A 20,636-nucleotide genomic window follows, 5' to 3' on the forward strand; every position below is an offset into this window, starting at 1 on the left:
GGGCGTGCCGGCGGTGAGTATGGTGAAGCCGGGCTCAGCGCGGCGCGCCGGCCGGAGCCGCGCGCAGCGGCGGGGGATTCATCGTGCTCGCCAGTGCGAGCCAGAGCAGCGCGAGCGCCGCGCACGACAGGCTCACCGCGGCCGGGCCGAAGGTCTGCCCCAGCCAGCCGCCGAGCACGCCGCCGAGGAACAGGCCGATCGACTGCAGGGTGTTGTAGACGCCCAGCGCCGTGCCCTTGGAGCCGGGCGGCGCGATACGCGAGATCCACGACGGTTGGGTGGCCTCGAGCACGTTGAAGGAGATAAAGAAGAGCGTCAGCAACAATGCCAATGGTATCAATCCGTCACCGAAAAGCCACAGCCCGATCTGCACGACGGCGAGCAGGACGATGGCGGCATTGAACACCGGCTTGAGCTTGTCGTGGCGCTCGGCGACGATCACCGCCGGCACCATGACCACGAAGGACAGCAGCACCGCCGGCAGGTAGACCTTCCAGTGCTCGGGCACCGGCAGGCCGCCGCCGGAGACCAGGGCCGAGGGCACCATCACCCACATCGTGGTCTGGATGAGGTGGAGCGCGAACACGCCGAAGTTGAGCCGCATGAGCTGGCCGTCGCGCAGCACGTCGATGAGCCGGCCGGTGGCGCGCGGCACCGGCGGAGCGACCGGCACCGCCCACAGCAGAACCCCGATCGCACCCGCGGCAAGCACGGCGGTGAGCCAGAAGATGCCATCCATGCCGACGGCGGCGTAGAGCAGCGGTGCCGCCACCATCGAGAGCGCGAACACCAGGCCGATCGAGGAGCCGATCATCGCCATGACCTTGGTGCGGTGCTGGTCGCGGGTGAGGTCGGCGGCGAGCGCGGTGACCGCGGCGGAGATCGCCCCCGCACCCTGCAGCACGCGGCCGACGATGATCATGTGGATGCCGTCGGCGAGCGCCGCGACCACGCTGCCGAGCACGAACAGCACCAGGCCGAAGACGATCACCGGCTTGCGGCCGAAGCGGTCGGAGGCGGCGCCGTAGGCGATCTGCAGGCAGGCCTGGGTGAGGCCGTAGGCGCCGATCGCCAGGCCCACCAAGGTGAGGTCGCCGCCCCCGGGGATGGTGGCGGCGTGCACCGCGAACACCGGCAGGATCAGGAACAGGCCGAGCATGCGCAGCGCGAAGATCGCCGCCAGGCCCATGCCGGCGCGGCGTTCTTCGCGCGTCATGGGGTCGCGTGCGGGAACGGACATACGGAGGAACCGGCTTCGAGAAAGACCGCGATTCTACCATCCCGCCCCGCGCTGCGCGGACCGCCTTGGCCTTGCGGCGGCTTCCCGGCGTATATTGGGCAGCTCGCCTTTCCCTGCTCGCAGCCATGGACCAGATCCGCATCCGCGGTGCCCGCACCCACAACCTCAGGAACGTCAGCCTCGACCTGCCGCGCAACCGGCTGACCGTGATCACCGGCCTGTCGGGCTCGGGCAAGTCCTCGCTCGCCTTCGACACCCTCTACGCCGAGGGCCAGCGCCGCTACGTCGAGTCGCTGTCGGCCTACGCCCGCCAGTTCCTGCAGCTGATGGAAAAGCCCGACGTCGATCTGATCGAGGGCTTGTCGCCGGCGATCGCGATCGAGCAGAAGGCGACCAGCCACAACCCGCGCTCCACCGTCGGCACGGTCACCGAGATCCACGATTACCTGCGCCTGCTCTACGCGCGTGCCGGCACGCCGCACTGCCCCGACCATCCGCAGCACGCGCTCGAGGCGCAGAGCGTGGCGCAGATGGTGGACCACGTGCTGGCACTGCCCGAGGACACGAAGCTGATGATCCTCGCCCCGGTGGTGGCCGGGCGCAAGGGCGAGCAGGGCGACCTGTTCGCCGATCTGCGCGCGCAGGGTTTCGTGCGCGTGCGCGTCGACGGCGAGGTGATGGAGCTCGACGCCCTGCCCCCGCTCGAGAAGGGGCGCCGCCACGACGTCGAGGTCGTGATCGACCGCGTCAAGGTGCGCACCGATCTGCGCGGCCGCCTCGCGGAGTCCTTCGAGACCGCGCTGACCCACGCCGACGGGCGCGCGCTCGCGGTGGAGATGGACTCGGGTCGCGCACACCTGTTCTCCGCGCGCTTCGCCTGCCCGGTGTGCGCCTTCGCGCTCGCCGAGCTCGAGCCGCGCCTGTTCTCCTTCAACAACCCGGCGGGCGCCTGCCCGAAGTGCGACGGGCTGGGCGAGGTCGAGTTCTTCGATCCCGCACGCGTCGTGGTCCATCCCGAGCTGTCGCTGGCCTCGGGCGCGATCCGCGGCTGGGACCGGCGCAACCAGTTCTATTTCCAGATGCTGGCGAGCCTCGCGGCGCACTACGCCTTCGACATCGAGACGCCCTGGCAGGATCTGCCGGCGCGCGTGCGCGAGATCGTGCTCGATGGATCGGGGCGGACGAAGATCGCCTTTCGCTACATGGCCGACAACGGCCGCATGGTGCTCAAGGAGCATCCCTTCGAGGGCATCCTCCCCAACCTGGAGCGCCGCCTGCGCGAGACCGACGCGGTCGCGGTGCGAGAGGAGCTGTCGAAGTACCGCGCCACCCGCCCCTGCCCCGCTTGCCACGGCACCCGCCTGCGCAGCGAGGCGCGCCACGTGCTCGTCGGCGGGCGGGCGCTGCACGAGGTCGGCCACATGCCGCTCGGCGAGTGCCGCACTTTCTTCGCCACGCTGCAACTCGCCGGCGCGCGCGCCCAGGTGGCCGAGCGCATCGTGCGCGAGATCGCCGACCGCCTCGGCTTCCTGATCGACGTGGGCCTCGACTACCTCTCGCTCGACCGCTCCGCCGACACCCTCTCGGGCGGCGAAGCGCAGCGCATCCGCCTGGCGAGCCAGATCGGCTCGGGTCTGACCGGGGTGATGTACGTGCTCGACGAGCCTTCGATCGGCCTGCACCAGCGCGACAACGACCGCCTGCTGGCCACGCTCGCGCGCCTGCGCGACCTCGGCAACACGGTGATCGTGGTCGAACACGACGAGGACGCCATGCGCAGCGCCGACTATCTGGTGGACATGGGCCCGGGCGCGGGCGAGCACGGTGGCGAGGTGGTGGCGCACGGCACGCCGGACGAGGTCATCGCCTCACCGCGTTCGGTCACGGGCGACTACCTCTCCGGCCGGCGCAGCATTGCAATCCCGGCGCAGCGCACGCGCCCCGACCCGGAGCGCCAGCTGCGCATCGTCGGCGCGCGCGGCAACAACCTGAAGACGGTGGAGGTGTCGCTGCCGGTGGGGCTCCTCACCTGCATCACCGGGGTGTCGGGCTCGGGAAAGTCGACGCTGATCAACGACACCCTGGCACGCGTCGCGGCCCACCGGCTCAACGGTGCCGCCACCGAGCCCGCGCCACACGATGCGATCGAGGGCCTGCAGCACTTCGACAAGCTGATCGACGTCGATCAGTCGCCGATCGGGCGCACCCCACGCTCCAACCCGGCGACCTACACCGGCCTGCTGACCCCGATCCGCGAGCTCTTCGCCGGCGTGCCCGAGGCCCGCGCGCGCGGCTACAGTCCGGGGCGCTTCTCGTTCAACGTGCGCGGCGGGCGTTGCGAGGCCTGCCAGGGCGACGGCCTGGTCAGGGTGGAGATGCACTTCCTGCCCGACATGTACGTGCCCTGCGACGTCTGCCACGGTCGCCGCTACAACCGCGAGACCCTCGAGATCCGCTACAAGGGGCGGACGATCGACGAGGTGCTGGGGATGACCGTCGAGCAGGCCCTGGGTTTCTTCTCCGCGGTGCCGAACGTGGCGCGCAAACTGGAGACGCTGATGGACGTCGGCCTGGGCTACATCCGCCTCGGCCAGAGCGCCACCACCCTGTCGGGCGGCGAGGCGCAGCGCGTCAAGCTCGCGCTCGAGCTGTCGCGCCGCGATACCGGGCGCACCCTGTACATCCTCGACGAGCCGACCACCGGCCTGCATTTCCAGGATATCGAGATGCTGATCGCAGTGCTGCAGCGCTTGCGCGCGCACGGCAACACGATCATCGTGATCGAGCACAATCTCGACGTGATCAAGACCGCCGACTGGCTGATCGACATGGGCCCGGAGGGCGGCGGCGGTGGCGGCATGGTGGTGTGCTGCGGCACGCCCGAAGAGGTCGCCGCGCATCCGGCGAGTCATACCGGCCTGCACCTGCGCAGGGTGCTCGGGGGCTGAGCCCCGGCCGATCCACCCCACCGGGCTTCCGCGCCCCTTTGCGGCGCCCGAGCGGTGCGCCGCGAGTTACTCAACCGGCTTCGTAGCCCTGCGGGTTGCCGCTCTGCCAGCGCCACGCATCCACGCACATCGCCTGCAGGTCTCGTTGCGCCTTCCAGCCGAGCACCTGCTCGGCGCGCGCAGGGTCCGCCCAGCACGCGGCGATATCGCCCGGACGGCGCGCGACGATGTCGTAGGGGACCGGTCGCCCGCTCGCCGCCTCGAAGGCGCGCACCATCTCCAGCACGCTGTAGCCGCGCCCGGTGCCGAGGTTGAGCGTCGTCACGCCGGGGAGTTCGTCGATGCGCTCGAGCGCGCGCAAATGGCCGAGCGCCAGGTCGACCACGTGGATGTAGTCGCGCACCCCGGTTCCGTCCGGCGTCGCGTAGTCGTCGCCGAAAACGCGCAAGCGCGGCAGGCGGCCGACCGCGACCTGACTGACGAAAGGCATCAGGTTGTTGGGCAGGCCGTCGGGATCCTCGCCGATCCGACCGCTCGCGTGTGCCCCGACAGGGTTGAAGTAACGCAGCAGCACCACGTTCCAGCGTGGATCCGAGGCGGCGAGATCACGCAGGATCTGCTCGCCCATGAGCTTGGTCCAGCCGTAAGGATTGGTCGCCGTAGTCGGGAAATCCTCGCGGATCGGCACCGAGGCCGGGTCGCCATACACCGTCGCCGACGAACTGAACACCATGCGCCGGCATCCCGCTGCGTCCATGGCCTGCAGCACCGACAGCAGTCCATGCAGGTTGTTGTCGTAATAGGCCAGCGGTTGGGACACCGACTCGCCCACGGCCTTCTTGGCGGCAAAGTGGATCACCGCCGCCACCTCGTGCTCGCCGAAGACCCGCGCGAGCACGCCATGGTCCCGCACGTCGCCCTCCACGAAGCCGGTCAGCGGCTTGCCTCCGAGCTCTTCGATCCGCCGCACCGCCTCGAAGGACGCGTTGGAGAGGTCGTCCACCACCACCACGTCCTGCCCGGCGCCGAGCAACTCGACGCAGGTATGCGAGCCGATGTAGCCCGCACCGCCGGTCACCAAGGTCACTGCCATCGTTCCATCCTCCTGTCCTGTCCGCCCGCGGGCGCGCTGCGCTCGACCCTAGCACGCACAGGCGAAAAAAAACCGGGCCTGAGCCCGGTTCTTCGTACGAGTCGCGCGTTTCACGCGGCCTCGGCTTCCTCGACTTCCACCGCTTCCACGTCCGGACGGTCGAGCAACTCGACGTAGGCCATCGGGGCGTTGTCGCCATCGCGGAAACCACACTTCAGGATGCGCAGGTAGCCGCCGTTGCGGGTGGCGTAGCGCGGACCCAGCTCGTCGAAGAGCTTGACGACCATGTCGCGATCGCGCAGGCGGTTGAAGGCCAGGCGGCGGTTGGAGAGGCTGGGCTTCTTGCCCAGGGTGATCATCGGCTCGACCACGCGGCGAAGTTCCTTCGCCTTCGGAAGGGTCGTCTTGATCAGCTCATGACGCAGCAGCGAGTTGGCCATGTTGCGGAACATCGCCTGGCGGTGGCTGCTGGTACGGTTCAGCTTGCGAAGACCATTACGGTGACGCATTTCAATTCCTCACTTGCCCGGCGACTCAACCGAGCTTTTCAAGCCCGGCCGGCGGCCAGTTTTCCAGTTTCATGCCAAGCGTCAGCCCGCGGGAGGCCAACACTTCCTTGATCTCGTTGAGCGACTTGCGGCCCAGGTTCGGGGTCTTCAGCAGCTCGGTCTCGGTACGCTGGATCAGGTCGCCGATGTAGTAGATGTTCTCGGCCTTCAGGCAGTTGGCCGAGCGCACCGTGAGCTCCAGATCGTCGACCGGGCGCAGCAGCACCGGGTCGATGGTCGGCGAAGCCGCCTCGACGCGCTCCGGTGCCGTCCCCTCGAGGTCGGCGAACACGGAAAGCTGGTCCATGAGAACCCGGGCGGCGTAGCGAATCGCCTCTTCCGGGTCGACCGCACCGTTGGTCTCGATGTCGATGATCAGGCGATCCAGGTCGGTACGCTGCTCGACGCGAGCGCTCTCGACAAGGTAGCTGACGCGACGCACGGGACCGAAGGAGGCATCGAGCACGACGCGACCGATGGACTTGCTCTCCGCGTTCTCGGGACGCGAATTGCCCGGCACGTAGCCGCGGCCTTCCTCGACCTTGATCTGCATGTCGAGCTTGCCGCCCGGCGCGAGGTGGGCGATCACGTGGTCGGGATTGATGATCTCGACGTCGTGACCGACCTCGATGTCGGCCGCAGTCACCACACCCTCGCCTGCCTTGGCGAGACGGACGGTGACCTCGCTGCGCCCGTTGAGCTTGAACACCACGCCCTTCAGGTTGAGCAGCAGATCGACGATGTCCTCGCGGACGCCGTCGAGCGTGGAGTACTCGTGAAGCACCCCTTCGATCGTCACTTCGGTCGGCGCATGGCCGGGAAGCGACGACAGGAGGATGCGCCGAAGCGCATTCCCCAGCGTGTGACCGAAACCGCGCTCGAACGGCTCCATCGTCACCCGCGCCTGAACGGGCGAGGTGCTCTGGACGTCGATGATGCGCGGTTTCAGCAGTGCATTGCTTTGCATCAGCATTTCCTCGGAACTAGAAGAGGATCAGCCCCCCGCTCAGCGGGAGTACAGTTCCACGACCAGGCCTTCGTTGATCGTCGGGGGCAGTTCGCTGCGCACCGGATAGGCCTTGAACGTGCCCTTGCCGGCCTTCGCGTCCACCTCGAGCCACTCGGGGAAGCCACGCGACTCGGCGGCCTCGAGGGCGGCCTTGACGCGCAGATGACCACGCGCACGCTCAGTCAGCTCCACCACGTCGCCCGGACGAACCACATACGACGGAATGTTGACGCGCTTGCCATTGACCAGCACGCCGTTGTGACGCACCACCTGGCGCGCCTCTGCACGCGAGGCACCGAAGCCCATGCGATACGCGACGGCATCCAGGCGACCTTCGAGCAGCTGCAGAAGATTCTCGCCGGTCTGGCCGCGGCGGCGGTCGGCTTCGGCATACACCTTGCGGAACTGGCGCTCGAGCACGCCGTAGATGCGGCGGATCTTCTGCTTCTCACGCAGCTGGACGCCGTAGCCCGACAGGCGCTGGCCGGAGCGCTGGCCATGCTGGCCGGGCGCGTAGGCGCGACGCTCGATGGAGCACTTGTCGGTAAAGCACTTTTCGCCCTTCAGAAACAGCTTTTCGCCTTCGCGACGGCACTGACGGCACTTGGGATCGAGATTACGAGCCACTTATCAACTCCTTGTCAGATACGGCGCTTTTTCGGCGGACGGCAGCCGTTGTGCGGAATGGGGGTGATGTCCGTGATGCTGGAAATCTTGATCCCCAGCGCATTGAGCGCACGAACCGAGGATTCGCGGCCCGGGCCGGGGCCCTTGATGCGAACCTCGAGATTCTTGATGCCACATTCCTGCGCCACCTTGCCCGCAGCTTCGGCCGCAACCTGCGCGGCAAACGGCGTGCTCTTGCGCGAACCCTTGAAGCCGGCGCCACCCGAAGTCGCCCACGACAGGGCGTTGCCCTGGCGGTCGGTGATGGTGATGATGGTGTTGTTGAAGCTCGCGTGAACGTGCGCGATACCTTCGGCGACGTTCTTCTTGACCTTCTTGCGAACCTTGGTTCCAGTCTTAGCCATTATCGGATCCTATTACTTCTTGCCGGCGATCGGCTTGCGCGGACCCTTGCGGGTACGGGCATTGGTGCGGGTGCGCTGACCGCGAAGCGGCAGGCCACGACGGTGACGGACGCCGCGGTAGCAGCCCAGGTCCATCAGTCGCTTGATGTTCATCGTGACTTCACGACGCAGGTCGCCTTCGACCACGAAGCGCGCGACTTCATCACGCAGCTTCTCCATGTCGGACTCGGTGAGATCCTTGATCTTCACCGAGCGAACGATGCCGGCAGCGTCGCAAATCTTCTGAGCACGCGAACGGCCGATCCCATAGATGGCGGTCAGCGCGATCTCGGCATGCTTGTGATTGGGAATGTTTACCCCAGCAATACGGGCCATCCGTATACCCCGAAACGAAAAACGTTAAATTCTAATGCCTGCGGTCGAGTAGATCAACCCTGGCGTTGCTTGTGCCGCGGATCGCTGCAAATGACGCGAACCACACCCTTGCGGCGGATGATCTTGCAGTTGCGGCAGAGCCGCTTGACTGAGGCCTGGACTCTCATGGTCTTGCTCCTGTTTCTTTAAGCTTCACTTGGTCCGGAAAACGATCCGGCCCTTGGTCAGGTCATAGGGGGTGAGCTGCACGGTCACCTTGTCCCCGGGGAGGATCCGGATGTAGTGCATCCGCATCTTTCCGGAGATGTGTCCAAGGACCATGTGACCGTTTTCGAGCCTGACGCGGAACGTTGCATTGGGAAGGTTCTCAGTGACCTCACCTTGCATCTCGATGACATCTTCCTTCGTCATGCGCTCACCTGCCGGGCAGACCCGCCCCCTTGAAATTCGCCTTTTTCAGCAGACTCTCGTATTGGTGCGACATCACGAACGCCTGGACCTGGGCCATGAAGTCCATCGTGACCACCACGAGGATCAGCAGCGAGGTGCCGCCGAAATAGAACGGTACGTTCCACTTCAGGATCAGGAACTCCGGCAGCAGGCAGACGAGGGTGATGTAGATCGCCCCGGCCAGCGTCAGCCGCATGAGAATCTTGTCGATATAGCGCGCGGTTTGGTCGCCGGGACGGATCCCGGGCACAAAGGCCCCGCTCTTCTTCAGGTTGTCCGCCGTTTCGCGGGCATTGAACACCAGCGCCGTGTAGAAGAAGCAGAAGAACACAATCGCCACCGCATACAACATCACATAGATCGGCTGACCGGGAGACAGTGTGGATGCGATGTCGCGCAACCAGTACATGCCCTCCGAGGAACCGAACCACTGCCCCAGCGTCGCCGGAAACAGGATGATGCTCGATGCAAAGATCGGCGGGATCACGCCCGACATGTTCAACTTCAACGGCAGATGCGAGCTTTGCCCCCCATACACCTTGTTCCCGACTTGCCGCTTCGCGTAGTTCACCAGGATCTTGCGTTGGCCACGCTCGACGAACACGACGAAAGCCGTCACCAGCACCACGAGGATGCAGATGAAGAGCGCGGTGAAGGGATGCATGGCACCGGTCCGCACCAGTTCGAACAAGCCACCGATCGCAGCCGGCAAGCCGGCAATGATGCCTGCGAAGATGATCATCGAGATGCCGTTGCCGATGCCTCGCTCGGTGATCTGCTCACCCAGCCACATCAGGAACATTGTCCCGGTCACCAAGGTCGCCACCGTCACGAAGCGGAACATCAGTCCCGGCTCGAGCACCAGGCCAGCCTGTCCTTCCAGCGCGATCGCGATCCCCAGCGCCTGCGCAAGCGCGAGCACAAGGGTTCCATAGCGTGTGTATTGCGTGATCTTGCGTCGCCCCGCCTCGCCTTCCTTCTTTAGCGCCTCCAGCGAAGGCACCGCCACGGTCATCAACTGCATGATGATGGACGCAGAGATGTAGGGCATGATGCCCAGCGCAAAGATGGTGAAGCGCGACAGCGCACCGCCCGAGAACAGGTTGAACACGCCCAGGATGCCACCCTGCTGGGACTGGAACAGCTCGGCCAGCCCCTGCGGGTCGATTCCCGGAACCGGGATATGCGCACCAATCCGATAAACGATCAGCGCGCCCACCAGGAACAGCAGGCGTCGCTTGAGATCACCGAACCGTCCGGGGCTTCCCAGCGTGGCAGCAGGATTCGCCACAACCGTTTCCTTTTGTTACTCGGCCGCCACGGAGCCGCCAGCGGCTTCGATCGCCGCCTTCGCACCCTGGGTGGCGCCGACGCCGCGCAGAACCACCTTGCGGCTGATCGAACCGGACAGCACGACCTTCGCCGACAGCGCGTCGGCGGCGATCACCCCGGCCTGTTTCAGCGTCAGCAGATCGACTTCATCGACCGGCAGCTTGTCGAGCTCGGACAGGCGTACCTCGACGTTGCGGGCTCGCGTCAGCGACACGAATCCACGCTTCGGCAGACGGCGCTGCAGCGGCATCTGACCGCCCTCGAAGCCGACCTTGTGAAAGCCACCGGCGCGGGACTTCTGACCCTTGTGGCCGCGGCCGCAGGTCTTGCCCAGGCCGCTGCCGATGCCACGGCCGACTCGGCGCGCTTCCTTCTTCGAACCCTCACCGGGCTTGATGCTATTCAGGCGCATTTCAACCCTCGCACTTGACCAGGTAGGACACCTTGTTGATCATCCCGCGCACCTCGGGGGTATCCGCCAGCTCGACCGAATGGTTGAGCCGACGCAGACCGAGGCCGCGCACGGTGGCGCGGTGGGACTGCTTGGTGCCGATCACGCTCTTGACGAGCGTCACCTTGATTTTCTTGTCCGACATCTCTTACCCCAGGATCTCTTCGACGGACTTGCCGCGTTTCGCAGCGATTTCCGCCGGGGTGTTGATCGCCATCAGGCCGTTGATCGTGGCACGGACGACGTTGTACGGATTGGCCGAACCGATGCACTTGCAGATCACGTCGGTAACGCCCATGACTTCGAACACGGCGCGCATCGGACCGCCGGCGATGATGCCGGTACCGGCCGGAGCGGGTTGCATGAGCACCGAAGCGGCGCCATGCTTGCCCATCACGGTATGCTGAAGGGTGCCGTTCTTGAGCGAGACCTTGCGCATCTTGCGACGCGCTTCATCCATCGCCTTCTGCACCGCCACCGGCACTTCGCGGGACTTGCCCTTGCCCATGCCGATCGCACCGTCGCCGTCACCGACCACGGTCAGCGCGGCGAAGCCGAGGATACGACCGCCCTTGACGACCTTGGTCACGCGATTGATCGCGACCATCTTTTCCTTCAGGCCGTCATCGCGCTCGTCGGAGGCTTGCGCACGTTTGGTTTGCTGCTTGGCCATACGATTCCTCGCTTAGAACTTGAGACCGCCTTCGCGGGCGGCCTCGGCCAGCGCCTTCACGCGGCCGTGATACAGGAAGCCCGAGCGGTCGAAGGACACCTGCTCGACGCCGGCAGCCTTGGCGCGTTCGGCAATCAGCTTGCCGACCGCTTCGGCCGCGGCCTTGTTGCCGCCGTTGGCGACCTGGGCACGGACGTCCGGCTCCACGGTGGAAGCCGCCGCGAGCACGCGGGAACCGCAACCGGAGATGATCTGGGCGTAGATGTGGCAGTTGGACCGGAACACCGTCAGGCGAACCGCCTTGAGCTCCGCAATCTTGGCGCGAGTTTTGCGCGCACGGCGAAGACGAGTTTCTTTCTTGTTCATGACGAACCGCCTTACTTCTTCTTGGTTTCCTTGAGCACCACCACCTCGTCCGAGTAACGGACGCCCTTGCCCTTATAGGGCTCGGGAGCGCGGTAGGCACGCACCTCGGCAGCGACCTGGCCGACCTTCTGCTTGTCGGAACCCCTGATCACGATCTCGGTCTGGGTCGGCGTCTCGACCTTCACGCCTTCCGGCATCTGGTGAACCACCGGGTGAGAGAAACCGAGCGACAGGTTGAGCTTGTCGCCCTGAGCCTGCGCGCGATAACCCACGCCGACCAGGGTGAGCTTGCGCTCGAAGCCCTTGGTCACGCCCGTCACCATGTTATTCACCAGAGCGCGCACGGTGCCGGACATGGCACGGGCGTTCTCGGCGCCCTCACGCGCCTTGCACACCACCGCGTCACCTTCGCGGACCACGCTGACCTCGCCGCTCAGCGGCTGGCGCAGGGTACCCAGAGGCCCCTTCACTGCGATCTCGGCGTCGGAAATCATCACTTCCACGCCCTGCGGGATCGCCACCGGATTCTTGGCTACACGAGACATCGTATCCCCCTTAGGCGACGAGGCAGATGACTTCGCCACCGACGCGGTTCGCACGCGCCGAGCGGTCGGTCATCACGCCACGCGGCGTGGAAACGATAGCCACGCCGAGGCCGTTCATCACGCGCGGCAGATCGTCGCTACCCTTGTAGATGCGCAGGCCGGGACGGCTCACGCGCTCCAGGCGCTCGATGACCGGACGACCGGCGTAATACTTGAGGGTGACGTCGAGCGAAGCCTTGCCAGCCTCGTCACGGACGGCGAAGCCGTCGATGTAACCCTCGTCCTGCAACACCTTGGCGATCGCAACCTTCAGCTTGGACGAAGGCATCGACACCGAAGCCTTCTGGGCCTGCTGGCCGTTGCGGATGCGCGTCAGCATGTCGGCGATCGGATCGGACATACTCATCTTCGAATTCTCCTTACCAGCTCGCCTTGGTCATGCCAGGCACTTCGCCGCGGAAAGCGATCTCGCGCAGCTTGTTGCGGCACAGACCGAACTTGCGGAAGACACCACGCGGGCGACCGGTCAGCGCGCAGCGGTTGCGCTGGCGAGTCGGGTTAGCATTGCGCGGCAGTTGCTGCAGGGCCAGGCGGGCAGCCATGCGTTCTTCTTCGGACAGACTGGTGTCCTTGACCTTCGCGATCAGAGCCGCGCGCTTGGAGGCATACTTCTCCACCAGCATCGCACGCTTCGCTTCGCGGTTGATCAGAGCGAGTTTCGCCATATCACCCTCAATTCTTGAACGGGAACTTGAACGCACCGAGGAGAGCACGGGCTTCCTCGTCGGTCTTGGCCGTCGTCGTGATGCTGATGTTCATCCCGCGCAGCGCGTCGATCTTGTCGTACTCGATCTCGGGGAAGATGATCTGCTCTTTCACGCCGAGGTTGTAGTTGCCACGACCGTCGAAACCCTTGGCAGCGATACCGCGGAAGTCGCGAACGCGCGGCAGCGCGATCGTGATGAGGCGATCGAGGAATTCGAACATGCGCGGACCACGCAGGGTCACCATGCAGCCGATCGGATAGCCGTCACGGATCTTGAAACCCGCGATCGACTTGCGCGCCTTGGTCGAAACCGGCTTCTGACCCGCGATCTTGGTCATGTCGCCAATGGCGTGCTCGAGAATCTTCTTGTCGCCGACAGCCTCACCGACACCCATGTTGAGGGTGATCTTGGTGATGCGCGGCACTTCCATGACGGACTTGTAGCCGAACTGCTGCTGCAGCGCCGGCGCAACTTCGTCCTTGTAAACCTGTTGCAAGCGAGCCATCGTCACTCCTTAGGCGTTCACCAGCTCGCCGTTCGACTTGAAGAAACGGACCTTGCGGCCGTCTTCAAGCGTCTTGATCCCGACACGATCACCCTTCTGGGTGGCGGGATTGAACAGCGCGACGTTCGACACATGGATCGGCATCTCCTTCTCGACGATGCCACCCACTTCACCCTTCAGCGGATTCGGGCGCACGTGCTTCTTAACCCGTTTCACGCCTTCGACCACGACGCGCTCGTCATCGACGCGGCGCAGCACGGTGCCGCGACGACCACGATCCTTGCCCGTCAGCACCAAAACTTCGTCACCCTTGCGGATCTTGTTCATCTCTGGACTCCTCAGAGCACTTCGGGCGCCAGCGAGACGATCTTCATGAACCGCTCGGTGCGCAGCTCTCGCGTGACCGGCCCGAAGATACGGGTGCCGATCGGCTCGAGCTTGTTGTTCAGAAGCACGGCCGCATTGCTGTCGAACTTGATCAGCGAACCGTCGGGACGACGAACGCCCTTGGCGGTGCGAACGACGACCGCGTTGTAGACGTCGCCTTTCTTGGCACGACCACGCGGAGCGGCATCCTTCACGGTCACCTTGATGATGTCGCCAACGCCGGCATAGCGACGCTTAGAACCACCCAGGACCTTGATGCACATCACCGAGCGCGCGCCGGAGTTATCGGCCACGTCCAGCTTGGACTGCATTTGAATCATGAAAGTATCTCCAACTTATCCCGCATTTGCGGACAGTCTTGGAACCCGTCAGGGTAGGATGCCCCGAGCGAGCCCCGGAGCAAAGAGGCAAAATTATAACAGCCTGGCACCTGGGTGCCAAGCTGTTTGTTTACTGCTCGCTGCTTCCAACTCCGATCAGATGATCGTCGCCTTCTCGAGCACCTTGGCCACACGCCAGGTCTTGGTGCGCGAGATCGGACGGCACTCCTCGATCTCGACCAGGTCGCCCTGGGCCGCGACGCCGTCCTCGACGTGCGCGTGGTACTTCGCCGAACGGGTGATGATCTTGCCGTAGAGCGGGTGCTTGACCCGGCGCTCGACCAGAACGGTCACCGTCTTCTGCATTTTGTCACTCACCACACGCCCAACCAGCGCGCGGCGAACCTTCTCGACGTTCTCGCTCATTGCTGACCCGCCTTCTCACGCAGGATGGTGCGCACGCGCGCGATGTCGCGGCGGACCTTCCCGATCTGACTCGTGTTGCCGAGTTGCTGCGTGGCGTGCTGCATGCGCAGCGAAAACTGGGCCTTCAGCAGCTCGATCAGTTCCTTGTTCAACTCGTCGGCGCTCTTGGCGCGGAGTTCCGTTGCCTTCATGTTCAACCCCCAATCAGTCGGGTGACGAACACGGTCTCGATCGGCAGCTTGGCAGCCGCAAGGCGGAACGCCTCGCGCGCCAGGGCCTCGTCAACCCCGTCCATCTCGTACAGCACCTTGCCCGGCTGGATCTCGGCAACCCAATATTCCGGGTTGCCCTTGCCGTTACCCATGCGGACCTCGGCCGGCTTCTTCGAAATCGGCTTGTCCGGGAAAATCCGGATCCAGATGCGGCCGCCACGCTTGATATGACGGGTCATCGCACGACGGGCGGACTCGATCTGGCGGGCAGTCAGCCGACCGCGACCAATGGCCTTCAGACCATACTCGCCGAACGACACCTTGGCGCCGCGCGTGGCGACGCCGGTGTTGCGGCCCTTCTGCTCCTTCCGATACTTCCTTCTAGTCGGCTGCAGCATCATTCGCTCCTGCTTTCTTCTTGCCGGCCTTCGCCACGACGGGCGGGACGACGACCCGGACGGCCCTCGCCGTCACGCGGGGCGCCACGACGACCGCGACGGTTGTCGGCTTCGGGCTCCGCAGCCACGGGCTGCTCGTTGCGCCCCAGCATCTCGCCCTTGAACACCCAGACCTTGATCCCGATGACACCATAGGTCGTCTTGGCCTCGGAGACACCGTAGTCGATGTTGGCGCGCAGGGTATGCAGCGGCACACGCCCTTCGCGATACCACTCGGTGCGGGCGATCTCTGCGCCGTTGAGGCGGCCGGAGCTCATGATCTTGATGCCCTGGGCACCGAGACGCATGGCGTTCTGCATCGCACGCTTCATGGCGCGACGGAACATGATGCGCTTCTCGAGCTGCTGGGCGATCGAGTCGGCGATCAGCTTGGCATCGAGTTCGGGCTTGCGCACTTCCTCGATATTGACGTGGACCGGAACGCCAACGATCTTCTGCAGATCACGCTTGAGCGCCTCGATGTCCTCGCCCTTCTTGCCAATGACGACGCCCGGGCGGGCGCTGTACAGGGTTACGCGGGCGTTCTTGGCGGGACGCTCGATGACCACGCGACCCACCGAAGCGTGCGCGAGGCGCTTCTTCAGGTAATCGCGGACCTTGAGGTCCTCGTGCAGCATGCCGGCGTAGTCCTTGCTGTTGGCGAACCAGCGCGAGCCCCAGTCACGCGTGACGGCGAGGCGGAACCCGGTAGGATGGATTTTCTGACCCATGTTTACTCCTTACTCGCCAACGGTCAGGTAGACGTGGCAGGTGGGCTTCAGGATGCGGTTGCCACGACCCTTCGCACGCGCGGTGAAGCGCTTGAGCGTCATACCCTCTTCCACGTGAATGGTCTTGACCTTCAGCGCGTCGATATCGGCACCGTCGTTGTGCTCGGCGTTGGCGATCGCCGACTCGAGCACCTTGCGGATGATCTTCGCGCCCTTCTTGGGAGAGAAGGCCAGGGTGTCGAGCGCGCGGCCGACGGGCATGCCGCGGACCAGGTCGGCCACCAGACGGCCCTTCTGGGCCGACAGCCGAACGCCACGGAGAATAGCTTTGGTTTCCATGTCGTCCCCTTAACGCTTGGCCTTCTTGCTGGCGGCGTGACCCTTGAAGGTCCGCGTCAGCGCGAATTCGCCCAGCTTGTGCCCGACCATGTTCTCGGTCACGAATACAGGAATGTGCTGCTTGCCGTTATGCACCGCGATCGTCAGGCCGATGAAATCGGGGAGGATCGTGGAGCGGCGCGACCAGGTCTTGATCGGGCGCTTGTCGTTGCTCGTCCGAGCCGCGTCGACCTTCTTGAGCAGGTGCGCGTCGATGAACGGGCCTTTCTTGATAGAACGTGCCATCTCTTACCCCTTAACGCTTGTGACGACGCTGCACGATCATGCCGTCGGTGCGCTTGTTCGAACGCGTCCGATAGCCCTTGGCCGGCGTGCCCCACGGACTGACCGGTTCGCGCGCCTCGCCGGTGCGGCCTTCGCCACCACCATGCGGGTGATCCACCGGGTTCATCGCCACACCGCGAACGGTCGGACGGATACCGCGCCAGCGGTTCGCGCCAGCCTTGCCGATCTTGCGCAGGCCATGCTCGCCGTTACCGACTTCACCGATGGTGGCGCGGCACTCGACGTGCACACGGCGGATCTCGCCGGAGCGCAGGCGGAGCTGGGCGTACGAGCCTTCGCGGGCGAGCAGCTGCACCGAAGTGCCGGCGGCGCGCGCGAGTTGCGCACCCTTGCCGGGAACCATCTCGATGCAGTGGATCGTCGAGCCGACCGGGATGTTGCGGATCGGCAGGGCGTTGCCCGCCTTTATCGGCGCTTCCGCGCCACTGATCAGTTGCTGGCCGACCTCTACGCCGCGCGGCGCGATGATGTAGCGGCGCTCGCCATCGGCATAGCACAGCAGCGCGATGTGCGCGGAGCGGTTCGGGTCGTACTCGATGCGCTCGACCTTGGCCGGAATGCCGTCCTTGTTGCGACGGAAATCCACCAGGCGGTAGTGCTGCTTATGGCCGCCACCCTGGTGGCGCATCGTCACGCGACCGTAGTTGTTACGGCCGGCGTTCTTGGTCTGCTTCTCGATCAGCGCATCGACCGGACGACCCTTGTACAGATCGGGGTTGACCACCTTGACTTGGGCACGGCGGCCGGCAGACGTAGGCTTCAGTTTAACGATTGCCATGATCTATCACTCCCCGGCCGCAAAGTTGATTTCCTGGCCGGGCTTCAGGCACACGAAGGCCTTCTTCCAGTCCTTGCGGCGACCCATGGTCTTGCCAAAGCGCTTGGACTTGCCCTTCACGTTCAGGATCTGCACCGACTTCACCTCGACCTTGAAGAGCGACTCGACCGCCGCCTTCACTTCGGGTTTGGTCGCATCGGACGCAACCTTGAACACCACTTGCTCGTTCTTGTCGGCGACGAAAGTCGCCTTTTCGGAGATCTGCGGGGCGAGCAGCACCTGCAGCAGACGTTCCTGACTGATCGCGCTCATTGCCACGCTTCCTCCATCTTCGCCAGCGCGCCCTTGGTGACCAGCACCTTGGGGAAACGCACGAGCGACACCGGATCCGCCTCGCTCACTTCCAGCACCAGGACCTGGTGAAGGTTGCGCGAGGACAGGAACAGGTTCTCGTCGATTTCGTCGGTGATGACCAGGACCGAATCCAGGCCCATCCCCTTGAGCTTCTGCGACAGCAGGCGGGTCTTCGGCGCTTCGACGCTGAAGTTCTCGACCACCGCAAGACGGTCCTCGCGAGCGAGCTGCGACAGGATCGCGGCCACACCGGCGCGGTACATCTTGCGGTTGACCTTCTGGCTGAAGTTCTCGTCGGGAGAGCTCGGGAAGATCTTGCCGCCACCACGCCACAGCGGGCTCGACGCCATGCCTGCACGGGCGTTGCCCGTGCCCTTCTGACGGAACGGCTTGCGGGTCGACTTGGCGATCTCGGAGCGACCCTTCTGCTTGCGGTTGCCGGAACGGGCGTTCGCAAGGTAGGCGGTCACGACCTGGTGCACCAGGGCTTCGTTGTAGTCACGGCCGAACAGCACGTCCGACGCTTCGAGCGTCGACGCAGCCTGACCCTGATCATTCAAGAGTTTCAATTCCATTGCGCGCTCCTCAGGCCTTGACCGCCGGACGGACGACGACGTCGCCACCCTTGGCACCCGGCACCGCACCCTTCACGAGAAGGAGCTGGCGCTCGACGTCCACACGAACGATCTCCAGCCCCTGCGTGGTGCGCTGGACGTTGCCGTACTGGCCCGCCATGCGCTTGCCGGGGAACACACGACCCGGATCCTGGGCCATGCCGATGGAGCCGGGGGAGTTGTGCGAGATCGAGTTACCGTGCGAGGCGCGGTTCGACGAGAAGTTGTGACGCTTGATCGGACCCGAGAAGCCCTTGCCGATCGTCACACCCGTAACGTCAACCTTTTGACCGACCTGAAAGAGATCCGCACCGACCGCATCGCCGGCATTCATGCTGCCGGCCTGCTCGGCCTCGACGCGGAATTCCTTGATGCCGCGGCAGGGCTCGACGCCCGCCTTTGCAAGATGACCCGCGACCGGCTTGGTGATCCGGCTGGCGCGGCGCTTGCCATACGCAATCTGCACCGCGGCGTAGCCGTCGGTGTCGATCGTCTTGATCTGGGACACACGATTATCCGACACGTCAAGCACCGTCACCGGGATGGTCTTGCCATCCTCGGCGAAGATGCGAGTCATGCCGACCTTGCGTCCAACAAGGCCTAGACTCATTTTCTTCTCCTGAATCCCGGTTGCGATTGACCGGGGGTCACAATTAATGCGCCAGACGGCACAAAGGCCGGATTATACCGGCCTGTTCCAAACTTCCGCAAGCAGGGCTTGCTTACTGGAGCTTGATCTCGACATCCACGCCCGCGGGCAGATCCAGCTTCATCAGCGCGTCGACCGTCTTGTCGGTCGGATCGATGATGTCCATCAGACGCTGGTGAGTGCGGATCTCCATCTGGTCGCGCGACGCCTTGTTGACGTGCGGCGAACGCAACAGGTCGAAACGCTCGATGCGGGTCGGCAGCGGCACGGGACCACGGACCACGGCGCCGGTGCGCTTGGCGGTATCGACGATCTCGAGGGCCGACTGATCGATCAGGCGATAGTCGAAGGCTTTCAGGCGGATGCGGATCTTCTGGTTCTGCATGATGTATTTCCTAAAGAGCTGATACTGCGAAAAAAGAGCGCAAAGAGCGATGGGGCGGCTCCGCGAGAGCCGCCCCGGATCGAGCGATTACTCGATGATCTTGGCGACGACGCCGGCGCCGACGGTACGGCCACCTTCGCGGATCGCGAAGCGCAGACCTTCTTCCATGGCGATCGGGGCGATCAGCTTGACGGTGATCGACACGTTGTCGCCCGGCATGACCATCTCGGTGCCCTCGGGCAGCGAGATCGAACCGGTCACGTCGGTGGTGCGGAAGTAGAACTGCGGACGGTAGTTGTTGAAGAACGGGGTGTGACGACCACCCTCTTCCTTCGACAACACGTAGATCTCGCCGGTGAAGTGGGTGTGCGGGGTGATCGAACCCGGCTTGCACAGCACCTGACCACGCTCGACGTCTTCACGCTTGGTGCCGCGCAGCAGCACGCCGACGTTGTCGCCGGCCTGGCCCTGGTCGAGCAGCTTGCGGAACATCTCCACGCCGGTGCAGGTGGTCTTGACCGTCGGCTTGATGCCGACGATCTCGATTTCCTCGCCGACCTTCACGATGCCGCGCTCGACACGACCGGTCACCACGGTGCCGCGACCCGAGATCGAGAACACGTCTTCGATCGGCAGCAGGAAAGGCTTGTCGATCGCACGCTCGGGCGTCGGGATGTAGCTGTCCAGCGCGTCAGCCAGGCGGAAGATCGCCGGCTCGCCGATGTCCGACTGGTCGCCCTCGAGCGCCTTCAGCGCCGAACCCTTGACGATGGGGATGTCGTCGCCGGGGAAGTCGTACTTCGACAGCAGCTCGCGCACTTCCATCTCGACGAGCTCCAGCAGCTCCTCGTCGTCGACCATGTCGCACTTGTTCAGGAAGACGATGATGTACGGCACGCCGACCTGACGGGCCAGCAGGATGTGCTCGCGCGTCTGCGGCATCGGGCCGTCGGCGGCCGAGCACACCAGGATCGCGCCGTCCATCTGCGCGGCACCGGTGATCATGTTCTTGACGTAGTCGGCGTGGCCCGGGCAATCGACGTGCGCGTAGTGACGGCTCGCGGTCTCGTACTCGACGTGCGCGGTGTTGATGGTGATGCCGCGCGCCTTCTCTTCGGGCGCCGCGTCGATCTGGTCGTAGGCCTTCGCCTCGCCGCCGAACTTCTTCGACAGGATGGTGGTGATCGCAGCGGTCAGCGTGGTCTTGCCATGGTCGACGTGGCCGATGGTGCCGACGTTGACGTGCGGTTTGGTACGTTCGAACTTACCCTTCGCCATGTTCTCGGGTCCTTGAGTTGAGGTTGCTGAATAAGGTTGCGGTCTGGG

General features: G+C 64.8%; 33 protein-coding genes. 1 reads left to right on the forward strand and 32 read right to left on the reverse strand.

What is annotated here, in order from left to right:
• Nucleotides 1-34: 34 nt before the first annotated feature.
• On the reverse strand, nucleotides 35-1,216 hold the full coding sequence (locus tag ACZ5PP_RS08190) for an MFS transporter (RefSeq protein ID WP_004298472.1): 1,182 nt from the start codon (nucleotides 1,214-1,216) through the stop codon (nucleotides 35-37).
• A gap of 149 nt (nucleotides 1,217-1,365) precedes the next feature.
• On the opposite strand from ACZ5PP_RS08190, the gene uvrA reads away from it, so the two are divergent.
• Nucleotides 1,366-4,188, forward strand: coding sequence for an excinuclease ABC subunit UvrA (uvrA, locus tag ACZ5PP_RS08195; protein ID WP_004298470.1), 2,823 nt, complete (start codon nucleotides 1,366-1,368; stop codon nucleotides 4,186-4,188).
• Between the two features lie 70 nt (nucleotides 4,189-4,258).
• On the opposite strand, the gene galE is transcribed toward uvrA, so the two are convergent.
• The 31 genes from galE to tuf all read right to left on the reverse strand — a co-directional run bounded on the left by galE (nucleotide 4,259) and on the right by tuf (nucleotide 20,588).
• The gene (gene galE, locus ACZ5PP_RS08200; protein WP_004298467.1) at nucleotides 4,259-5,281 is read right to left on the reverse strand and encodes a UDP-glucose 4-epimerase GalE; all 1,023 of its coding nucleotides are present in this window, start codon (nucleotides 5,279-5,281) and stop codon (nucleotides 4,259-4,261) included.
• 110 nt (nucleotides 5,282-5,391) lie between these two features.
• Nucleotides 5,392-5,790 (reverse strand): 50S ribosomal protein L17, encoded by a 399-nt coding sequence (rplQ, locus tag ACZ5PP_RS08205; RefSeq protein WP_004298465.1) that lies wholly within the window; start codon nucleotides 5,788-5,790, stop codon nucleotides 5,392-5,394.
• A 25-nt stretch (nucleotides 5,791-5,815) separates the two neighbouring features.
• Nucleotides 5,816-6,796, reverse strand: a complete 981-nt coding sequence (locus ACZ5PP_RS08210; RefSeq protein WP_004298464.1) for a DNA-directed RNA polymerase subunit alpha — start codon at nucleotides 6,794-6,796, stop codon at nucleotides 5,816-5,818.
• 39 nt (nucleotides 6,797-6,835) lie between these two features.
• Nucleotides 6,836-7,465 (reverse strand): 30S ribosomal protein S4, encoded by a 630-nt coding sequence (gene rpsD, locus ACZ5PP_RS08215; RefSeq protein ID WP_004298462.1) that lies wholly within the window; start codon nucleotides 7,463-7,465, stop codon nucleotides 6,836-6,838.
• 14 nt (nucleotides 7,466-7,479) lie between these two features.
• Complete coding sequence (gene rpsK / locus ACZ5PP_RS08220) at nucleotides 7,480-7,869, reverse strand: 30S ribosomal protein S11 (protein WP_002931621.1); 390 nt, start codon at nucleotides 7,867-7,869, stop codon at nucleotides 7,480-7,482.
• Nucleotides 7,870-7,881: 12 nt separating this feature from the next.
• Nucleotides 7,882-8,244, reverse strand: coding sequence for a 30S ribosomal protein S13 (rpsM, locus tag ACZ5PP_RS08225; protein ID WP_004298460.1), 363 nt, complete (start codon nucleotides 8,242-8,244; stop codon nucleotides 7,882-7,884).
• A gap of 53 nt (nucleotides 8,245-8,297) precedes the next feature.
• A complete protein-coding gene (gene rpmJ, locus ACZ5PP_RS08230; protein ID WP_002931619.1) occupies nucleotides 8,298-8,411 on the reverse strand; it encodes a 50S ribosomal protein L36 in 114 nt (37 codons plus the stop codon).
• Nucleotides 8,412-8,436: 25 nt separating this feature from the next.
• A complete protein-coding gene (infA, locus tag ACZ5PP_RS08235) occupies nucleotides 8,437-8,655 on the reverse strand; it encodes a translation initiation factor IF-1 (protein WP_004298457.1) in 219 nt (72 codons plus the stop codon).
• Nucleotides 8,656-8,659: 4 nt separating this feature from the next.
• Nucleotides 8,660-9,985, reverse strand: a complete 1,326-nt coding sequence (gene secY, locus ACZ5PP_RS08240) for a preprotein translocase subunit SecY (protein WP_004298456.1) — start codon at nucleotides 9,983-9,985, stop codon at nucleotides 8,660-8,662.
• Between the two features lie 15 nt (nucleotides 9,986-10,000).
• Entirely contained in the window at nucleotides 10,001-10,438 is a 438-nt protein-coding gene (rplO, locus tag ACZ5PP_RS08245) for a 50S ribosomal protein L15 (protein WP_004298455.1), read from the reverse strand.
• Between the two features lies 1 nt (nucleotide 10,439).
• Entirely contained in the window at nucleotides 10,440-10,622 is a 183-nt protein-coding gene (rpmD, locus tag ACZ5PP_RS08250) for a 50S ribosomal protein L30 (protein WP_004298452.1), read from the reverse strand.
• A gap of 3 nt (nucleotides 10,623-10,625) precedes the next feature.
• Entirely contained in the window at nucleotides 10,626-11,150 is a 525-nt protein-coding gene (gene rpsE, locus ACZ5PP_RS08255) for a 30S ribosomal protein S5 (protein ID WP_004298449.1), read from the reverse strand.
• Nucleotides 11,151-11,162: 12 nt separating this feature from the next.
• Nucleotides 11,163-11,516 carry a 50S ribosomal protein L18 gene (gene rplR, locus ACZ5PP_RS08260; protein WP_004298448.1) on the reverse strand — a complete coding sequence of 118 codons (354 nt, stop codon included), beginning with the start codon at nucleotides 11,514-11,516 and terminating at the stop codon, nucleotides 11,163-11,165.
• An 11-nt stretch (nucleotides 11,517-11,527) separates the two neighbouring features.
• Nucleotides 11,528-12,061: a 50S ribosomal protein L6 gene (gene rplF / locus ACZ5PP_RS08265; protein ID WP_004298446.1), complete on the reverse strand. Its 534-nt coding sequence runs from the start codon at nucleotides 12,059-12,061 to the stop codon at nucleotides 11,528-11,530.
• A 10-nt stretch (nucleotides 12,062-12,071) separates the two neighbouring features.
• Complete coding sequence (gene rpsH / locus ACZ5PP_RS08270; protein WP_004298444.1) at nucleotides 12,072-12,467, reverse strand: 30S ribosomal protein S8; 396 nt, start codon at nucleotides 12,465-12,467, stop codon at nucleotides 12,072-12,074.
• Between the two features lie 13 nt (nucleotides 12,468-12,480).
• Complete coding sequence (gene rpsN / locus ACZ5PP_RS08275; protein WP_004298442.1) at nucleotides 12,481-12,786, reverse strand: 30S ribosomal protein S14; 306 nt, start codon at nucleotides 12,784-12,786, stop codon at nucleotides 12,481-12,483.
• 7 nt (nucleotides 12,787-12,793) lie between these two features.
• Nucleotides 12,794-13,333 carry a 50S ribosomal protein L5 gene (rplE, locus tag ACZ5PP_RS08280; RefSeq protein WP_004298440.1) on the reverse strand — a complete coding sequence of 180 codons (540 nt, stop codon included), beginning with the start codon at nucleotides 13,331-13,333 and terminating at the stop codon, nucleotides 12,794-12,796.
• Between the two features lie 9 nt (nucleotides 13,334-13,342).
• Nucleotides 13,343-13,660: a 50S ribosomal protein L24 gene (rplX, locus tag ACZ5PP_RS08285; protein ID WP_464826949.1), complete on the reverse strand. Its 318-nt coding sequence runs from the start codon at nucleotides 13,658-13,660 to the stop codon at nucleotides 13,343-13,345.
• Nucleotides 13,661-13,671: 11 nt separating this feature from the next.
• Nucleotides 13,672-14,040 (reverse strand): 50S ribosomal protein L14, encoded by a 369-nt coding sequence (gene rplN / locus ACZ5PP_RS08290; protein WP_004298438.1) that lies wholly within the window; start codon nucleotides 14,038-14,040, stop codon nucleotides 13,672-13,674.
• 156 nt (nucleotides 14,041-14,196) lie between these two features.
• Nucleotides 14,197-14,466: a 30S ribosomal protein S17 gene (gene rpsQ, locus ACZ5PP_RS08295; protein WP_004298435.1), complete on the reverse strand. Its 270-nt coding sequence runs from the start codon at nucleotides 14,464-14,466 to the stop codon at nucleotides 14,197-14,199.
• Complete coding sequence (gene rpmC, locus ACZ5PP_RS08300) at nucleotides 14,463-14,657, reverse strand: 50S ribosomal protein L29 (protein ID WP_004298433.1); 195 nt, start codon at nucleotides 14,655-14,657, stop codon at nucleotides 14,463-14,465. The genes rpsQ and rpmC overlap by 4 nt, the downstream gene beginning before the upstream one ends.
• A gap of 2 nt (nucleotides 14,658-14,659) precedes the next feature.
• Nucleotides 14,660-15,076 (reverse strand): 50S ribosomal protein L16, encoded by a 417-nt coding sequence (gene rplP, locus ACZ5PP_RS08305; RefSeq protein ID WP_004298431.1) that lies wholly within the window; start codon nucleotides 15,074-15,076, stop codon nucleotides 14,660-14,662.
• The gene (gene rpsC, locus ACZ5PP_RS08310; RefSeq protein WP_004298428.1) at nucleotides 15,076-15,846 is read right to left on the reverse strand and encodes a 30S ribosomal protein S3; all 771 of its coding nucleotides are present in this window, start codon (nucleotides 15,844-15,846) and stop codon (nucleotides 15,076-15,078) included. Before rpsC ends, rplP begins: the two co-directional genes overlap by 1 nt.
• Before the next feature lie 9 nt (nucleotides 15,847-15,855).
• The gene (rplV, locus tag ACZ5PP_RS08315; RefSeq protein WP_002931589.1) at nucleotides 15,856-16,185 is read right to left on the reverse strand and encodes a 50S ribosomal protein L22; all 330 of its coding nucleotides are present in this window, start codon (nucleotides 16,183-16,185) and stop codon (nucleotides 15,856-15,858) included.
• 9 nt (nucleotides 16,186-16,194) lie between these two features.
• The gene (gene rpsS / locus ACZ5PP_RS08320; protein ID WP_004258198.1) at nucleotides 16,195-16,470 is read right to left on the reverse strand and encodes a 30S ribosomal protein S19; all 276 of its coding nucleotides are present in this window, start codon (nucleotides 16,468-16,470) and stop codon (nucleotides 16,195-16,197) included.
• A 10-nt stretch (nucleotides 16,471-16,480) separates the two neighbouring features.
• Entirely contained in the window at nucleotides 16,481-17,308 is an 828-nt protein-coding gene (gene rplB / locus ACZ5PP_RS08325; RefSeq protein WP_004298425.1) for a 50S ribosomal protein L2, read from the reverse strand.
• A 6-nt stretch (nucleotides 17,309-17,314) separates the two neighbouring features.
• Complete coding sequence (gene rplW / locus ACZ5PP_RS08330; protein WP_004298423.1) at nucleotides 17,315-17,620, reverse strand: 50S ribosomal protein L23; 306 nt, start codon at nucleotides 17,618-17,620, stop codon at nucleotides 17,315-17,317.
• Nucleotides 17,617-18,237 carry a 50S ribosomal protein L4 gene (gene rplD / locus ACZ5PP_RS08335; protein ID WP_004298421.1) on the reverse strand — a complete coding sequence of 207 codons (621 nt, stop codon included), beginning with the start codon at nucleotides 18,235-18,237 and terminating at the stop codon, nucleotides 17,617-17,619. Before rplD ends, rplW begins: the two co-directional genes overlap by 4 nt.
• 10 nt (nucleotides 18,238-18,247) lie before the next feature.
• Nucleotides 18,248-18,886, reverse strand: a complete 639-nt coding sequence (gene rplC, locus ACZ5PP_RS08340; protein ID WP_004298420.1) for a 50S ribosomal protein L3 — start codon at nucleotides 18,884-18,886, stop codon at nucleotides 18,248-18,250.
• Nucleotides 18,887-18,998: 112 nt separating this feature from the next.
• Nucleotides 18,999-19,310, reverse strand: a complete 312-nt coding sequence (gene rpsJ, locus ACZ5PP_RS08345) for a 30S ribosomal protein S10 (protein WP_002931577.1) — start codon at nucleotides 19,308-19,310, stop codon at nucleotides 18,999-19,001.
• Between the two features lie 87 nt (nucleotides 19,311-19,397).
• A complete protein-coding gene (gene tuf, locus ACZ5PP_RS08350) occupies nucleotides 19,398-20,588 on the reverse strand; it encodes an elongation factor Tu (protein ID WP_004298398.1) in 1,191 nt (396 codons plus the stop codon).
• Nucleotides 20,589-20,636: the final 48 nt, after the last annotated feature.

This window comes from Thauera sp. DNT-1, assembly GCF_055393985.1.

Coding starts and splice junctions, on each gene's coding strand:
- ACZ5PP_RS08190 (WP_004298472.1), bottom strand. CDS start 1,216: ATGACGCGCGAAGAACGCCGCGCCGGCATGGGCCTGGCGGCGATCTTC.
- uvrA (WP_004298470.1), top strand. CDS start 1,366: ATGGACCAGATCCGCATCCGCGGTGCCCGCACCCACAACCTCAGGAAC.
- galE (WP_004298467.1), bottom strand. CDS start 5,281: ATGGCAGTGACCTTGGTGACCGGCGGTGCGGGCTACATCGGCTCGCAT.
- rplQ (WP_004298465.1), bottom strand. CDS start 5,790: ATGCGTCACCGTAATGGTCTTCGCAAGCTGAACCGTACCAGCAGCCAC.
- ACZ5PP_RS08210 (WP_004298464.1), bottom strand. CDS start 6,796: ATGCAAAGCAATGCACTGCTGAAACCGCGCATCATCGACGTCCAGAGC.
- rpsK (WP_002931621.1), bottom strand. CDS start 7,869: ATGGCTAAGACTGGAACCAAGGTTCGCAAGAAGGTCAAGAAGAACGTC.
- rpsM (WP_004298460.1), bottom strand. CDS start 8,244: ATGGCCCGTATTGCTGGGGTAAACATTCCCAATCACAAGCATGCCGAG.
- rpmJ (WP_002931619.1), bottom strand. CDS start 8,411: ATGAGAGTCCAGGCCTCAGTCAAGCGGCTCTGCCGCAACTGCAAGATC.
- infA (WP_004298457.1), bottom strand. CDS start 8,655: ATGACGAAGGAAGATGTCATCGAGATGCAAGGTGAGGTCACTGAGAAC.
- rplO (WP_004298455.1), bottom strand. CDS start 10,438: ATGCGCCTGAATAGCATCAAGCCCGGTGAGGGTTCGAAGAAGGAAGCG.
- rpmD (WP_004298452.1), bottom strand. CDS start 10,622: ATGTCGGACAAGAAAATCAAGGTGACGCTCGTCAAGAGCGTGATCGGC.
- rpsE (WP_004298449.1), bottom strand. CDS start 11,150: ATGGCCAAGCAGCAAACCAAACGTGCGCAAGCCTCCGACGAGCGCGAT.
- rplR (WP_004298448.1), bottom strand. CDS start 11,516: ATGAACAAGAAAGAAACTCGTCTTCGCCGTGCGCGCAAAACTCGCGCC.
- rplF (WP_004298446.1), bottom strand. CDS start 12,061: ATGTCTCGTGTAGCCAAGAATCCGGTGGCGATCCCGCAGGGCGTGGAA.
- rpsH (WP_004298444.1), bottom strand. CDS start 12,467: ATGAGTATGTCCGATCCGATCGCCGACATGCTGACGCGCATCCGCAAC.
- rpsN (WP_004298442.1), bottom strand. CDS start 12,786: ATGGCGAAACTCGCTCTGATCAACCGCGAAGCGAAGCGTGCGATGCTG.
- rplE (WP_004298440.1), bottom strand. CDS start 13,333: ATGGCTCGCTTGCAACAGGTTTACAAGGACGAAGTTGCGCCGGCGCTG.
- rplX (WP_464826949.1), bottom strand. CDS start 13,660: ATGAACAAGATCCGCAAGGGTGACGAAGTTTTGGTGCTGACGGGCAAG.
- rplN (WP_004298438.1), bottom strand. CDS start 14,040: ATGATTCAAATGCAGTCCAAGCTGGACGTGGCCGATAACTCCGGCGCG.
- rpsQ (WP_004298435.1), bottom strand. CDS start 14,466: ATGAGCGAGAACGTCGAGAAGGTTCGCCGCGCGCTGGTTGGGCGTGTG.
- rpmC (WP_004298433.1), bottom strand. CDS start 14,657: ATGAAGGCAACGGAACTCCGCGCCAAGAGCGCCGACGAGTTGAACAAG.
- rplP (WP_004298431.1), bottom strand. CDS start 15,076: ATGCTGCAGCCGACTAGAAGGAAGTATCGGAAGGAGCAGAAGGGCCGC.
- rpsC (WP_004298428.1), bottom strand. CDS start 15,846: ATGGGTCAGAAAATCCATCCTACCGGGTTCCGCCTCGCCGTCACGCGT.
- rplV (WP_002931589.1), bottom strand. CDS start 16,185: ATGGAAACCAAAGCTATTCTCCGTGGCGTTCGGCTGTCGGCCCAGAAG.
- rpsS (WP_004258198.1), bottom strand. CDS start 16,470: ATGGCACGTTCTATCAAGAAAGGCCCGTTCATCGACGCGCACCTGCTC.
- rplB (WP_004298425.1), bottom strand. CDS start 17,308: ATGGCAATCGTTAAACTGAAGCCTACGTCTGCCGGCCGCCGTGCCCAA.
- rplW (WP_004298423.1), bottom strand. CDS start 17,620: ATGAGCGCGATCAGTCAGGAACGTCTGCTGCAGGTGCTGCTCGCCCCG.
- rplD (WP_004298421.1), bottom strand. CDS start 18,237: ATGGAATTGAAACTCTTGAATGATCAGGGTCAGGCTGCGTCGACGCTC.
- rplC (WP_004298420.1), bottom strand. CDS start 18,886: ATGAGTCTAGGCCTTGTTGGACGCAAGGTCGGCATGACTCGCATCTTC.
- rpsJ (WP_002931577.1), bottom strand. CDS start 19,310: ATGCAGAACCAGAAGATCCGCATCCGCCTGAAAGCCTTCGACTATCGC.
- tuf (WP_004298398.1), bottom strand. CDS start 20,588: ATGGCGAAGGGTAAGTTCGAACGTACCAAACCGCACGTCAACGTCGGC.